The sequence below is a fragment of the Pantoea sp. GbtcB22 genome (assembly GCF_019091025.1).
Taxonomy (GTDB): domain Bacteria; phylum Pseudomonadota; class Gammaproteobacteria; order Enterobacterales; family Enterobacteriaceae; genus Pantoea; species Pantoea leporis.
This window is the reverse complement of the sequence record NZ_JAGXKB010000001.1, coordinates 751,889-766,429: the sequence shown is the minus strand read 5'-3', so window position 1 is coordinate 766,429 and position 14,541 is coordinate 751,889. Positions and strand designations below refer to the sequence as shown.

At 53.8% G+C, this 14,541-nt stretch carries 12 protein-coding genes and 3 tRNA genes; 8 read left to right on the top strand and 7 right to left on the bottom strand.

From position 1 onward, the window contains the following. Positions 1 to 106 precede the first annotated feature (106 nt). The gene (gene ydiK, locus KVT28_RS03560) at positions 107 to 1,219 is read right to left on the bottom strand and encodes an AI-2E family transporter YdiK (RefSeq protein WP_101764562.1); all 1,113 of its coding nucleotides are present in this window, start codon (positions 1,217 to 1,219) and stop codon (positions 107 to 109) included. Positions 1,220 to 1,424: 205 nt separating this feature from the next. On the opposite strand from ydiK, the gene KVT28_RS03555 reads away from it, so the two are divergent. Then, entirely contained in the window at positions 1,425 to 4,478 is a 3,054-nt protein-coding gene (locus KVT28_RS03555) for an FAD-binding and (Fe-S)-binding domain-containing protein (RefSeq protein ID WP_217546811.1), read from the top strand. 30 nt (positions 4,479 to 4,508) lie between these two features. On the opposite strand, the gene KVT28_RS03550 is transcribed toward KVT28_RS03555, so the two are convergent. Further along, positions 4,509 to 4,913 carry a hypothetical protein gene (locus KVT28_RS03550; protein ID WP_101764560.1) on the bottom strand — a complete coding sequence of 135 codons (405 nt, stop codon included), beginning with the start codon at positions 4,911 to 4,913 and terminating at the stop codon, positions 4,509 to 4,511. A gap of 389 nt (positions 4,914 to 5,302) precedes the next feature. Here KVT28_RS03550 and sufA point away from each other — a divergent pair, with 389 nt between their 5' ends. The 7 genes from sufA to KVT28_RS03515 all read left to right on the top strand — a co-directional run bounded on the left by sufA (position 5,303) and on the right by KVT28_RS03515 (position 11,916). Further along, positions 5,303 to 5,677, top strand: coding sequence for a Fe-S cluster assembly scaffold SufA (gene sufA, locus KVT28_RS03545; RefSeq protein ID WP_007892717.1), 375 nt, complete (start codon positions 5,303 to 5,305; stop codon positions 5,675 to 5,677). A gap of 7 nt (positions 5,678 to 5,684) precedes the next feature. Then, positions 5,685 to 7,178 (top strand): Fe-S cluster assembly protein SufB, encoded by a 1,494-nt coding sequence (gene sufB, locus KVT28_RS03540; protein ID WP_101764559.1) that lies wholly within the window; start codon positions 5,685 to 5,687, stop codon positions 7,176 to 7,178. A 34-nt stretch (positions 7,179 to 7,212) separates the two neighbouring features. Continuing rightward, positions 7,213 to 7,959, top strand: a complete 747-nt coding sequence (sufC, locus tag KVT28_RS03535; RefSeq protein ID WP_008102973.1) for a Fe-S cluster assembly ATPase SufC — start codon at positions 7,213 to 7,215, stop codon at positions 7,957 to 7,959. After that, positions 7,934 to 9,211, top strand: coding sequence for a Fe-S cluster assembly protein SufD (gene sufD / locus KVT28_RS03530; RefSeq protein WP_217546808.1), 1,278 nt, complete (start codon positions 7,934 to 7,936; stop codon positions 9,209 to 9,211). Before sufC ends, sufD begins: the two co-directional genes overlap by 26 nt. Beyond that, positions 9,208 to 10,431, top strand: a complete 1,224-nt coding sequence (sufS, locus tag KVT28_RS03525) for a cysteine desulfurase SufS (protein WP_217546806.1) — start codon at positions 9,208 to 9,210, stop codon at positions 10,429 to 10,431. Before sufD ends, sufS begins: the two co-directional genes overlap by 4 nt. A gap of 20 nt (positions 10,432 to 10,451) precedes the next feature. Beyond that, positions 10,452 to 10,868 (top strand): cysteine desulfuration protein SufE, encoded by a 417-nt coding sequence (gene sufE / locus KVT28_RS03520; protein ID WP_217546803.1) that lies wholly within the window; start codon positions 10,452 to 10,454, stop codon positions 10,866 to 10,868. A 61-nt stretch (positions 10,869 to 10,929) separates the two neighbouring features. Then, positions 10,930 to 11,916 (top strand): L,D-transpeptidase family protein, encoded by a 987-nt coding sequence (locus KVT28_RS03515; RefSeq protein ID WP_137385673.1) that lies wholly within the window; start codon positions 10,930 to 10,932, stop codon positions 11,914 to 11,916. Positions 11,917 to 11,991: 75 nt separating this feature from the next. Here the strand turns inward: KVT28_RS03515 and KVT28_RS03510 are convergent, their stop codons facing one another. The 5 genes from KVT28_RS03510 to KVT28_RS03490 all read right to left on the bottom strand — a co-directional run bounded on the left by KVT28_RS03510 (position 11,992) and on the right by KVT28_RS03490 (position 14,541). After that, complete coding sequence (locus KVT28_RS03510; protein WP_007892735.1) at positions 11,992 to 12,228, bottom strand: major outer membrane lipoprotein; 237 nt, start codon at positions 12,226 to 12,228, stop codon at positions 11,992 to 11,994. A 304-nt stretch (positions 12,229 to 12,532) separates the two neighbouring features. After that, entirely contained in the window at positions 12,533 to 13,945 is a 1,413-nt protein-coding gene (gene pykF, locus KVT28_RS03505; protein WP_110866028.1) for a pyruvate kinase PykF, read from the bottom strand. 342 nt (positions 13,946 to 14,287) lie between these two features. Next, positions 14,288 to 14,364: transfer RNA gene (locus KVT28_RS03500), tRNA-Val, on the bottom strand. Positions 14,365 to 14,384: 20 nt separating this feature from the next. Further along, positions 14,385 to 14,461 (bottom strand) — tRNA-Val (locus KVT28_RS03495). Positions 14,462 to 14,464: 3 nt separating this feature from the next. Beyond that, positions 14,465 to 14,541 (bottom strand) — tRNA-Val (locus KVT28_RS03490).

The following is a 14,541-nucleotide window of genomic DNA, read 5'->3' as shown; positions in this document are numbered from 1 at the left end:
GGCGGGTTAAAGTAAGGCCAGTGTAAAACTGAGAGATCGTGCATCTTCGCTGAGTGGGAGTTAATGTGAATGAGGTCGCCATGAATGGCGACCCGGCGGGGATCGCTTAATGTAGTTCTTCTTCGTGATCGGCCAACGCTTCGATGGCGGTCTGCACATCGTCATCCGGTTCGGGCGCTTCATGCATCCACACTGAAACCAGACGATAAGAAACCGCCAGGACCACCGGACCGATAAACAGCCCAATCATACCGAAAGCAATCAATCCGCCAATAACGCCGGAAAGAATCAGGATCATCGGTAGATCGGCACCCATGCGAATCAACACCGGACGCAACACGCTGTCCAGCGTGCCGACCACGCAACTCCACACCAGCAGCACCGTGCCCCACGTGGTATCGCCGCTCCAGTACAGCCAGATAATCGCTGGCACTAACACTACCAGCGGCCCGAGCTGCACCAGGCAGGTCAGAATCATCAACACGGTTAACAGCGTGGCGTAAGGAATGCCGGAAATGGCTAAACCAATACCGCCGAGCACGCCCTGAACCAGCGCGGTGACCACCACGCCTAGCGCCACAGCACGAATCGCCTGACCGGCCAGCAGCACTGCGGCATCGCCACGGCGTCCACTCATGCGATAGGCAAAATGACGAATGCCGTGGCCCACCTGCTCGCCGCGCCAGTAGAGCAGCACGCTGAACAACAGCATCACGATGAGGTGCATCATAAAGCGGCCGAAGTGGCCGGCCTGCGCCACAAAGAAGCCGGTGGTGCGACCAATATAAGGCTGCACCTGATTCAGCATCGCCGCGCCGCCGCCATCCACTAATTTGTGGTAGCTCGAGTAGAGTTTCCTGCCGACGTAGGGAATCTGTCGCAACCAATCGAAGTCAGGCATCACCAGATGGCGCTGCGTTGCCCAGGCGATCACCGGCGCACTGTTATCAATCAGGCTGCTGACCAGCAGGGCGATAGGAATAATAAACAACAGTAATAGCAAAATGGTCATGGCAATCACCGCCAGCGAGCGGCGTCCCCACAACATGTGCTGTAGACGAATCATCAACGGCCAGGTGGCGATCACCACCATGCTGGCCCAGGCGAAGCCAAGAATAAAGGGCTGCACCACCCACAGACTGGCGATGATCATGATTAGAATGAACATCAGTGAAAACAGCATTTGCGGTAAATCCATACCGCGTTGCAGGTCTTTCATCACAACGGTTAACCTCGATTGAATCCTTCAGAGTGGGGCTGAACAGCCCTGATTAATGATGATCTATTTCCTGAAAATTAAACAGGAAAAGCAGCGACGGCGGCGCGCTTTCCTGAAAAAACAGCAGCCAGCAGAAAAGTATGATAAAACCAAGGGCTGAAAAAAATCACGACGCAAACGTTTACAACATCTCGGTCACTCAATAATGATCCCACAGATTTCTCAGGCACCGGGCCTCGTTCAACTGGTGCTGACATTCCTGCAGTGCTTGAAAGAGCAAGGCTTTACCGGCGATACCGCCACCAGCTATGCCGATCGCCTCTCGCTTGCCACCGACAACAGTATTTATCAGCTGCTGCCTGATGCGGCGCTGTTTCCGCGCTCGACGGCAGATGTGGCGTTGATTGCGCGCCTTGCCGGTGAAACCCGTTTTACCAGCCTGGTGTTTACGCCACGCGGTGGCGGCACCGGCACCAACGGACAGTCGCTGAATCAGGGCATCGTGGTGGATATGTCGCGCTACATGAACCGCATCCTGGAAATCAACACCGAGCAAGGTTGGGTGCGGGTTGAAGCGGGCGTGGTGAAAGATCAACTCAATGCGTGGCTCAAGCCGTATGGCTTCTTCTTCTCGCCGGAGCTCTCCACCAGCAACCGCGCCACGCTCGGCGGCATGATCAACACCGATGCTTCAGGCCAGGGTTCGCTGGTGTATGGCAAAACCTCCGATCACGTTGAAGGCCTGCGTGCAGTGCTGCTGGGTGGCGATATCCTTGATACGCGCGCCATGCCGACTGAACTGGCGGAACAGCTGGCCAGCACGCCGACCGCGGAAGGGCGCATTTACCAGCAGGTGTTGAGTCGCTGCCGCGAACAGCGCGATCTGATTCTGGAGAAATTCCCCAAGCTCAATCGCTTCCTGACTGGATACGATCTGCGTCATGTGTTCAGCGACGATTTGCAGACGTTTGATTTGACGCGTTTGCTGTGCGGCGCGGAAGGCACATTGGCCTTTATTACCGAAGCACGCCTCGACATCACGCCCATCCCTAAAGTGCGCCGTCTGGTCAACATCAAATACGATTCGTTCGACTCGGCCCTGCGTAACGCCCCTTTAATGGTGGAAGCCAAAGCGCTGTCGGTGGAAACCGTTGACTCGAAAGTCCTGAATCTGGCGCGAGAAGATATCGTCTGGCATTCGGTAAATGAATTGATTACCGATGTGCCAGATAAACAGATGCTGGGGCTCAACATCGTGGAGTTTGCCGGTGACGATGGCGAACTGATTGAGCAGCAGATCAGCACGCTATGTCAGCGCTTAGAAGAGCTGATGCAGCAGCAGATGGGCGGCGTCATCGGCTATCAACTGTGTGACGATTTAGGCGGTATCGAGCGCATCTATAATATGCGCAAAAAAGCGGTTGGCCTGCTGGGGAATGCCAAAGGGCGCGCCAAGCCGATTCCGTTTGTGGAAGATACCGCGGTGCCACCAGAACAGCTGGCGGATTACATCGTCGATTTTCGCGCGCTGCTTGACAGCCACGGCCTGAGCTACGGCATGTTTGGGCACGTGGATGCGGGCGTGCTGCATGTGCGTCCGGCGCTGGATATGTGCGATCCGCAGCAGGAGCTGCTGATGAAGCAGATCTCTGATGAAGTGGTGGCGCTGACCGCGCGCTACGGCGGTTTATTGTGGGGCGAGCACGGCAAAGGTTTCCGCGCGCAGTACAGCCCGGAGTTCTTTGGCGAAACGTTATTCAATGAGCTGCGCCGCATCAAAGCCGCGTTCGATCCTGACAACCGCATGAATCCCGGCAAAATCTGTACGCCGCTCGGCAGTGATGAACCGATGATGCAGGTTGATGCGGTGAAACGCGGCACCTACGATCGGCAGATTCCGGTTACGGTGCGCAACGAGTGGCGCGGTGCGATGGAGTGTAATGGCAACGGTTTGTGCTTCAACTTCGATGCACGTAGCCCAATGTGCCCGTCGATGAAAATTACCCGCAACCGCATTCACTCGCCGAAAGGGCGCGCCACACTCACGCGTGAATGGCTGCGTTTGCTCTCCGAGCAGGGCGTGGATCCTACCCAACTTGAGCAGGCGCTGCCGAAACAGGGCGCCAGCTTGCGTACGCTGATTCAGCGCACGCGTAATACCTGGCACGCAAATCAGGGCGAATATGACTTCTCGCACGAAGTGAAAGAGGCGATGTCGGGCTGCCTGGCGTGTAAAGCCTGCTCGACGCAGTGCCCAATCAAGATCGATGTGCCGAACTTCCGTTCACGCTTCCTGCAGCTGTATCACACCCGCTATCTGCGCCCGATGAGCGATCATCTGGTAGCCACCGTGGAGAGTTACGCGCCGCTGATGGCCAAAGCGCCTAAGGTGTTCAACTTTTTCCTCAAGCAGCCGTGGATGCGCGAGCTGAGCAAAAAGCATATCGGCATGGTGGATTTGCCGCTGCTGTCATCGCCGAGCCTCAAGCAGCAGTTAGGCGGCCATCCGGCGATGAACCTGACGCTGGAGCAGTTAGAAGCGCTGGATGCGGCGCAACGCGAAAACTGCGTGCTGGTGGTACAAGATCCCTTTACCAGCTATTACGAGGCACAGCTGGTCACCGATTTCGTCAAGCTGATTGAGAAACTCGGTTATCGTCCGGTGCTGCTGCCGTTCTCACCGAATGGCAAGGCGCAGCATGTGAAAGGCTTCCTGCAGCGCTTTGCGCGCACCGCCAGCAAAACCGCTGATTTTCTCAATCGCGTGGCAAAACTGGGCATGCCGATGGTCGGTGTCGATCCGGCGACCGTGCTCTGTTACCGCGATGAGTACCATCAGGTGCTGGGCGAGCAGCGCGGCGAGTTTAACGTGCAGCTGGTGCATGAGTGGCTGCAAACCGCCTTGTCGGCACGTGCGGAGCAAACCGCCAGCGGCGAAGCCTGGTATCTGTTTGCGCACTGCACCGAAGTGACCGCGCTACCGTCCACGCCGAATCAGTGGCAGAGCATTTTTGCGCGCTTTGGTGCGAAGCTGGAAAACGTCAATGTGGGCTGCTGCGGAATGGCGGGAACCTATGGCCATGAAAGCGTAAACCTGGAGAATTCGCTGGGGATTTATGAGCTGTCCTGGCATCCGCAATTGCAAAAGCTGCCGCGTCAGCGCTGTCTGGCAACCGGTTTTTCGTGTCGTAGCCAGGTAAAACGCGCAGAAGGCAATGGCATGCGTCATCCACTGCAAGCATTACTGGAAATGATGTAAACAAATTGTAGGAGACGTCACAAAGCTGGATTAGAATATCCAGCCTGCGTGGCGAACAAAATCACTCTGCAGGCGGGTGGCTTGATCCCACTCGCCGCTGAGCGCCAGTTGATGACACAAGCGTGTTAATGACAGGCGCGCCAGTTGATAGGCCTGAATCCGGAACAAACGGTCACGATCGGCATTGCCCATCTCCTGCACTAAGCGGTGATGGAGCTTGCCCATGGCATGCAGAAAGCTGTGATCGTCGCCGTTGATTTCGCAGATTTCTGCCATATCAAGACAGGTGTCGTTAAAGCGACGCAGTTGGTCGAGTGTGCAATCAGTGCGGTTGAGCTTTGCCTGAGCCATGTAGAAGTCAACGGTGATATCACGCACCGAAAACTTATATTCGTCGATTTTATGTTGTAACCAGGCTGAGACGGTAAGCGTCATATCGCCACCTTTTTAGGTTAATGATAATCATTATCATATTAAACCGCGTCAGGAATGCAATTCCCGCTGTGAAATTTTATTGATTTCCTCTGCCTGTTACTAAAATCGGTAATAACAATTTCTTTACATAGTGGAAAGGCGTAACCTATCAATCAGGATGGAAACGTAAAATTGATTTTGGAAATTTTACGACAATTTAACGGGTTACGTTGGTCAGGCGCGCACGGGAATGCTGCCGTCAATCTGCTTTGAAGCGACTATGCTTAATAAAGCAGCAGTAAAAAACAGCACGAGATGATTATCCCTGCAAAACAAGAGGTTGAAGTGATATCTGATATCACTACCATAGGGGGATAGCCTGAAAAGGCCCAGACATACGAGGTAGCACAATGTCATCAGTAAATGCCGACTCTTTTTCACCCGAAGATTTCGTCTGGAAAGGGCTCACGCTGACCGAATCGGCAGCGAAACAGATTCTTAACCTGGTAGAACAAGACCCTGAAGTCAAGGGCTTGAAACTGGGTGTGAAAACGTCCGGCTGTGCCGGTTTTGGGTACGTTATGGACTTGGTGAAAGATCCTGCCGATGACGACCTGCAGTTTGAGCAATTCGGCGCAAAACTGTTTGTGCCACTTCAGGCGATGCCGTTTGTTGACGGTACCGAGCTGGATTATGTCCGCGAAGGTCTTAACCAGATTTTTAAATTCAACAACCCTAAAGCTCAACACGCCTGCGGGTGCGGTGAAAGCTTTGGCGTCGAGTAAGTGAAATATGTCACGACACAGCGAAGCATCTGACGATGTACAAATGTGGGAAGGTAAGCTCAACTATAAAGAGGGCTTCTTTACCCAGTTACAAACTGAAGAATTTGCCCACGGCATCAATGAAGATGTGGTGCGCGCCATTTCGGCTAAACGTAACGAACCTGAATGGATGCTTGAATTCCGTCTCAAGGCGTTCCGCGCCTGGGAGCAAATGGAAGAGCCGCACTGGCTGAAAGCGCACTACGAGAAACTGGATTATCAGGATTACAGCTATTATTCCGCGCCGTCCTGCGGCAACTGCGATGACAGCTGTGCTTCTGAACCCGGTGCCACGCAAACCTCCGGCAGCGTCGCGTCCAGCGACTACCTGACGAAGGAAGTGGAAGACGCGTTCAACCAGTTAGGCGTTCCGGTGCGTGAAGGTCGTGAAGTGGCGGTGGATGCGATTTTCGACTCCGTCTCCGTTTCAACCACCTATCGCGGCAAGCTGGCGGAGCAGGGCATCATCTTCTGCTCGTTCGGCGAAGCGATTCACGATCACCCTGAGCTGGTGCAGAAGTATCTCGGCACCGTCGTGCCGCCAAACGATAACTTCTTCGCTGCGCTGAACTCCGCTGTGGCCTCTGACGGTACCTTCGTTTACATCCCGAAAGGCGTACGTTGCCCGATGGAGCTGTCGACCTATTTCCGTATCAACGCGGCAAAAACCGGTCAGTTCGAGCGCACCATTTTGATCGCCGACGAAGACAGCTACGTCAGCTACATCGAAGGTTGCTCTGCGCCTGTGCGTGACACCTATCAGCTGCACGCCGCAGTGGTAGAAGTGATCATCCATAAAAACGCTGAAGTGAAATACTCCACCGTACAGAACTGGTTCCCAGGCGGCGAAGGCGAGGGCGGTATCCTCAACTTCGTGACCAAACGTGCCCTGTGCGAAGGCGATCACAGCAAGATGTCCTGGACGCAGTCTGAGACCGGTTCGGCGATCACCTGGAAATATCCAAGCTGCATTCTGCGCGGTGATTACTCGATCGGTGAGTTCTACTCGGTCGCACTGACCGCAGGCCGCCAGCAGGCGGATACCGGTACCAAGATGATTCACATCGGTAAAAACACCAAGTCGACCATCATCTCCAAAGGTATCTCTGCCGGTAAGAGTCAGAATACCTATCGTGGCCTGGTGAAAATCATGCCAACCGCGACCAACGCGCGTAACTTCACCCAGTGTGACTCGATGCTGATTGGTGCCGAGTGCGGTGCGCACACCTTCCCGTATGTGGAAACGCGCAACAACACCGCCCATCTGGAGCACGAAGCCACCACCTCGCGCATCGGTGAAGATCAGATGTTCTACTGCCTGCAGCGTGGCATCAGCGAAGAAGATGCGATCTCAATGATCGTCAACGGCTTCTGCAAAGACGTTTTCTCCGAGCTGCCACTGGAATTCGCCGTGGAAGCGCAAAAATTGTTAGCTATCAGCCTTGAGCACAGTGTGGGCTGATGCCCGTTGCCGGAAGCAATGTGAAGGAAAGAGTATGTTAAGCATTAAAGATTTGCAGGTTAGCGTTGAAGACAAAGAGATTTTGCGCGGTCTGAACCTCGAAGTGAAACCGGGCGAAGTCCACGCCATCATGGGACCGAACGGTTCAGGTAAAAGTACCCTGTCTGCAACGCTGGCTGGCCGTGAAGATTACGAAGTCACTGGCGGTTCTGTCACCTTCAAGGGCAAAGACCTGCTGGAACTTGAGCCAGAAGAGCGTGCCGGTGAAGGCATCTTCATGGCGTTCCAGTATCCGGTAGAAATTCCGGGCGTCAGCAACCAGTTTTTCCTGCAGACCTCGGTCAACGCGGTACGTAAATACCGTGAGCAGGAGCCGCTGGACCGTTTCGACTTCCAGGATTTCATCGAAGATAAAATCCAGCTGCTGAAGATGCCAGAAGATTTGCTGACCCGTTCAGTGAACGTGGGCTTCTCCGGTGGTGAGAAGAAGCGTAACGACATCCTGCAGATGGCGGCACTGGAACCTGAGCTGTGCATCCTTGATGAAACCGACTCCGGTCTGGATATCGATGCGCTGAAAATCGTGGCAGAAGGCGTAAACAGCCTGCGCGACGGTAAGCGTTCATTCATCATCGTGACGCACTACCAGCGTATTCTGGATTACATCAAGCCGGACCACGTACACGTGCTGTATCAGGGCAAGATCGTTAAATCTGGCGACTTCTCGCTGGTGAAACAGTTGGAGGAGCAAGGCTATGGCTGGCTTACCGACCAAGAGTGATAACGCCCTGCAGCAGTGGCATCATCTGTTTGAATCGCGCGGTGACGTACGTTCTTTGCAGGCGCAGCAGCACTGGCAGCAACTGATGCGTGTCGGCCTGCCGACGCGTAAGCATGAAAACTGGAAATACACGCCGCTTGATGGCCTGTTAGCGCAGCAGTTTGTGCTGCCGCAGCCGCAGGAAGTGAGCGCGGAACAAGTTGAAGCGCTGGCGCTGCCGGTTGATGCGGTGCGTCTGGTGTTTGTTGACGGCCGTTTTCAGGCTGAATTGAGCAGCCGTGATACCGGCCTGTTTGAAATTCAGCATGCGCAGGCTTCTGAGCGTCGTCCGCTGCCGGCACCGATTCAGCCAGAAGTGTTCCTGCATCTGACTGAAAGTCTGGCAGAAGAAGCCACGACAATTCGTCTGGCGCGTGGCAAATCAGCGGCTAAACCGCTTTATCTGTTGCACATCACCAGCGGTCAGAATGCGGGCACCAACACCGTGCACCATCGCCACCATCTGCAGCTGGAAGCCAGCGCAGAAGCGGAAGTGATTGAGCACTATGTCACGCTGAATGACGTGGCGCACTTTACCGGCGCGCGTTTCACTTTCGACGTGGCCGACAATGCCAAACTGCAGCACATCAAACTGTCATTCGAGAGCGAGAAGGCTTACCACTTCGCGCACAATGATGTGGTGATGGGCCGCGATGCGAATGTGGCCACCACTAGCTTCCTGCTGGGTGCGGGCTTATCGCGTCATAACACCAGCGCGCAGCTGAATGGCGAAAATACCAATCTGGCGATCAACAGCTTGTCGTTGCCGGTGAATCAGGAAGTGTGCGATACCCGCAGCTATCTGGAACACAACAAAGGCTACTGCACCAGCCGTCAGATGCATAAAGTCATCGCGCGCGATAAAGGTCGTGCGGTGTTCAACGGCATGATAAAAGTGGCGCAGCACGCGCTGAAAACCGACGGACAGATGACCAATAATAACCTGTTGCTGGGCCGTCTGGCTGAAGTGGACACCAAGCCGCAGCTGGAAATCTATGCGGATGACGTGAAGTGCAGCCACGGTGCGACCATTGGTCGTATTGATGAAGAGCAGATGTTCTACCTGCGCTCGCGCGGCATCGATGAGACTGCCGCACAGCGTATGATCATCCATGCCTTTGCCGCTGAACTCACCGAAACGCTGGAGAATCCGGTATTGCGTCAGGTGGTGCTGCAGCGCATTGCCGCGCGTATCCCGGGAGTTGAGTCATGAGTTTCGATCTCGAACGCATCAGAGCGGAATTTCCGATTCTGAAACGTGAGGTCAACGGACATCCGCTGGCCTACCTTGATAGCGCGGCCAGCGCACAGCGCCCGCTCGCGGTCATCAATGCGGAAAGTTATTTCTACCAGCACGGCTATGCGGCCGTGCACCGTGGTATCCATTCGTTGAGCGCGCAGGCGACCACCGACATGGAGAACGTACGTCATCAGGCAGCGCGTTTTCTTAACGCCGCTTCGCCAGAAGAGATTATTTTCGTCAAAGGCACCACGGAAGCCATCAATCTGGTGGCGAACAGTTGGGGCGGCAGTCAGTTGCAGCCGGGCGACAACATCATCGTCACCCAGATGGAGCATCACGCTAACATCGTGCCTTGGCAGATGGTGGCGCAGCGCACTGGCGCAGAAATTCGCGTTTTGCCGCTGAATGCGCAGGGCGAGCTGGCGCTGGAACAGCTGAGTGGTTTGATCGATAGCCGCACCCGTTTGCTGGCGGTCACCCACGTTTCTAACGTGCTCGGCACCGTCAATCCCGTAAAAGCTATCGTGGCACAAGCGAAAGCCGCTGGTGTGATTACGTTGGTGGATGGCGCGCAGGCGGTGATGCATCACACGGTGGATGTGCAGGATATCGACTGCGACTTTTACGCTTTCTCCGGCCATAAAATTTATGGTCCGACCGGCATTGGTGTGCTGTATGCGCGTAAAGCGTTGCAGGAGATCATGCCACCGTGGGAAGGCGGCGGTTCGATGATTTCGGAGGTTGTGCTGCCAACCGGCACCACCTTTAACACTACGCCATGGCGTTTCGAAGCGGGCACGCCGAATACCGGCGGCATCATTGGTTTGGGTGCGGCGTTAACGTGGATCAGCGAACTGGGCCTGGACGTGATTCATCAGCGCGAATCGATGCTGATGCGTTATGCGCTGGACAAACTGGCTTCGGTGCCGGATCTGGTGATTTACGGTCCGGAAAGTCGCAGCGGCGTGGTGGCCTTCAACCTCGGCAACCATCACGCCTTTGATGTCGGCAGTTTCCTTGATCAATACGGTATTGCGATCCGCACCGGCCATCACTGTGCGATGCCGCTGATGCGTCATTATGCGGTGCCGGCAATGTGTCGTGCCTCCTTCGCGCTGTACAACACCGAAGAAGAAGCCGATCGTCTGGCCGCAGGTTTGACCCGTATTCATCGTCTGCTGGGCGGTTGAGCAGACTTCAGGAGTGATTCATGGCGAATTTGCCAGATAAAGAGAGATTAGTGCGTAACTTCAATCGTTGCGCAAACTGGGAAGAGAAGTACCTCTACATCATTGAACTCGGTGGGAAATTACCAGAATCCTCCGAAAGCTTACAGCACCCGGAACACGTGATTTCAGGTTGTCAGAGCCAGGTGTGGATACGCATGACCCCGCAGGCCGATGGCACCATCGCCCTCGAAGGCGACAGCGATGCCGCCATCGTTAAAGGTTTGATTGCAGTGGTATTTAGCCTGTATCAAGGGCTTAAGGCGTCAGAGATTCTCGATCTCGATGTGCGCCACTGGTTCGGCGAATTGGCGCTGACCTCACATCTCACTCCCTCGCGTACGCAGGGGCTGGAAGCGATGATTCGCGCGATCCGGCATAACGCTCAGACCCTCAGCTAAGTTACACTCTCCAGACCCCGGCTTGACCGGGGTCTGTTCTATCCGACAAAGAGAAAATTGCATGAAACCAGCCTTACGTTTAGCCGGTGCATTGCTGTTGTCCTGTTGCGGACTCTCTGCACCTGCATTTGCTACGGAATATCCTCTACCAGCCGATAACAGTCGTTTGATTGGCGAAAACACCCTGACCACCGTGCCGGATGACAAGCGGCCGCTGGAGAGCATTGCCGCACGTTATAAGATAGGCATGCTCGGCATGCTTGAAGCTAATCCAGGCGTTGATCCCTGGCTGCCCAAGGCTGGCACACAATTAACCGTCCCACTGCAGATGCTGCTACCCGATGCACCACGGGAAGGTATCGTGATTAACCTCGCGGAACTGCGACTTTACTATTATCCGAAAGGTGAAGATCGTGTGGTCGTCTATCCGATCGGGATTGGTCAATTAGGTGCTATGACGCCAACCATGGTCACCAGCATCAGCCAGAAAATCCCGAATCCTACCTGGACGCCAACCACCAATATCCGCAAGCGCTACGCCAAAGAGGGCATTACTTTGCCGGGCGTGGTGCCAGCCGGGCCAGATAACCCGATGGGGCTGTTTGCGATGCGTCTGGCGCGTGGGACCGGTCAGTATCTGATTCACGGCACCAATGCTGACTTTGGTATTGGCATGCGCGTAAGTTCTGGCTGCATTCGCCTGCGACCGGATGATATTGAAGCGCTGTTCAACAGCGTGCCGAAAGGGACGCGGGTGCAGGTGATCAATCAGCCCATCAAATATGCGATTGAACCCGACGGTAAGCGCTACGTTGAAGTGCATCAGCCGTTATCACGTAATGATAAGGACGATCCGCAAACCATGCCGATTGCGCAGTCAGCGCAGCTGAAAGCCTTCTCGAAGAGCGAGAAGAGTGATACGGCGTTGATCAAGGAAGCGATAGCCCGACGTTCCGGGATGCCGGTATTAGTGAGCAGCGGTGAGCCGGTTACAGATGAAAGCGCAGTACCAACGGAGCAGCGTGGTGAAGCTGTAGCGCAGCCCTGAATTCGGACCAGAGAATCGCAGAATCAGGACAAAAAAAATGGTGCCACATGGGCACCATTTTTCAAACCAGAACTCTTACTTACGGTAAGAGTGAGCCTGGTTGTCCAGACGCTGGTTAGCACGAGCTGCGTCATCTTTAGCAGCCTGAACGTCAGAACGGATTGCGTTCACGTCGTTGCTCAGCTGATCAACTTTAGCGTTCAGAGTCTGAACGTCTGAAGACAGTTGGTCGATTTTAGCGTTGCTTGAGCAACCAGCCAGCATAGTTGAAGCCAGGATTACAGCGCCCAGTACCAGTTTAGTGCGATTCATTCTTTATACCCTCTAGATTGAGTTAATCTCCATGTAGCGTTACAAGTATTACACAAAGCTTTTTGAGTTGAGAATAAATTTTTGATGAGAACATGCTTAAATTTGATCGTTCGCTCAAAGAAACAGCATTTAACAGAAGATGATGAAAATAATTAGCTAAAACAGAGAGATTTAATCGGACTAACCTTAATCATACGAGATTTTGAATAGTTAATTTCGATTGGAAATTTCTGGCTTTTGTATTACCTCGGCAATAAAAAAAGCGCCTTTAAAAGGCGCTTTAAAATAAAAATTCAGTTGCTAATCAGATTACATGTACAGACGCGGTGTTTGTCGTTCCGCTTGGTACTAATGCACCTGAAACCATTACCACCACATCGCCTTTCTGCGCATATCCGCTTTCCAGCGCCATTTCTTTACCAATGCGGTAGAAATCATCAGTTGAGGCAATTTCTCTCACCAGATGAGTTTCGATACCTTTGCTCAGAATCAGCTGACGAGCGGTGGTTTCGTTGGTGGTGAGCGCCAGAATGGTGGCATCCGGAAAATACTTACGGATAGCTTTAGCCGATTTACCACCTTCGGTGGCTACAACAATCAGTGGTGCTTCCAGCTTCTCTGCAGTCTCAACGGCACCGCGGCATACCGCTTCGGTGATGCGCAGCTTGCGTGAGTCCTGCAGCGAGTCAATGCGCGATTTCATCACGCGATCGGTACGCTCACAGATGGTCGCCATGATGGTGACCGACTCCAGTGGATAACGACCTTTAGCACTCTCACCAGACAGCATGACCGCATCGGTACCATCGAGGATGGCGTTCGCCACGTCGCCGGCTTCCGCACGGGTAGGGCGTGGGTTCTTGATCATGGAATCCAGCATCTGCGTCGCGGTGATGACCACTTTGCGTGCTTTATTACATTTCTTAATCATCATCTTCTGCGCGAAGATCACTTCCTCAACCGGGATCTCAACGCCGAGGTCGCCACGAGCAACCATGATGCCGTCTGAGGCTTCGAGGATCTCATCGAAGTTGTTCAGGCCTTCCTGGTTCTCGATTTTCGAGATGATCTGAATATGCTCGCCGCCATGCGCTTTCAGGTGCTCACGGATTTCCAGCACGTCAGAACGCTTACGGATAAACGAAGCGGCGACGAAATCAACGTTCTGCTCGCAACCAAAGATCAGGTCGCGCTTATCTTTTTCCGCCAATGCAGGCAGCTGAATGGAGACACCTGGCAGGTTAACGCCCTTGTTCTCACCCAGATCGCCATTGTTCAGGACATTACAGATTACTGAATTCTCAGTCACTTCTGTGACCTGCATACCGATCAAACCATCGTCGACCAGAACGGTGTTACCAATTTTCAGGTCTTCAGTGAAGCCGGCGTAGGTCACGGCAACACGTTCGCTGTTACCAATGACTGACTGATCGGTGGTGAAGGTGAAGGTCTGGCCGGCTTTCAACGACACATCGTTGCCGCCCTCCAGTTTCATGGTACGAATTTCCGGACCTTTGGTGTCCAGCAGAATAGCGGCCTGACGACCGGTTTTTTCCATAACGGCACGCATGTTGGTAATGCGTTGGCCATGTTCAGCGTAATCCCCGTGCGAGAAGTTAAGGCGCATCACGTTCATGCCCGCTTCCAGCAGTTGGGTCAGCATCTCTTCAGATTCGGTTTTTGGACCGATAGTACAAACGATTTTGGTCTTTTTCATGTCAGGTTTTCTATAAGTTGTGATGGATGATAAAGGTCGGGATTCGATGCGCACGGCACCGAAGTGAGAATATTTATGGTGTTGGATCGGATTTCACAGAAATAAGAATAGGAGACGAAAGCAAAGCGTGCAGAGAAGTTATGCAGTACGCGAGGGAACTGAGTGATCAGTGTTGCGCAAATCATTGGAGTTGTTTGCATAGGCACGTTAGCGCTGAAACCTTTCAGGTGGAACAACGCGGCATAGTATAGTCGCTAAGTATGCGAAAACCAATATAAAAGCGGCGCGATATAGACGATGCAGATCAAGAAAAAGGTGTTGCGCAAGGAGATAAAACCAGAGTGGTGCGCTCTAATGGACTCGAACCATCGACCCCCACCATGTCAAGGTGGTGCTCTAACCAACTGAGCTAAGAGCGCATTGAGGAAATTCACAAAATTGGTGCGTCCGAGTGGACTCGAACCACCGACCCCCACCATGTCAAGGTGGTGCTCTAACCAACTGAGCTACGGACGCACTTGGTGCGCTCTAATGGACTCGAACCATCGACCCCCACCATGTCAAGGTGGTGCTCTAACCAACTGAGCTAAGAGCGC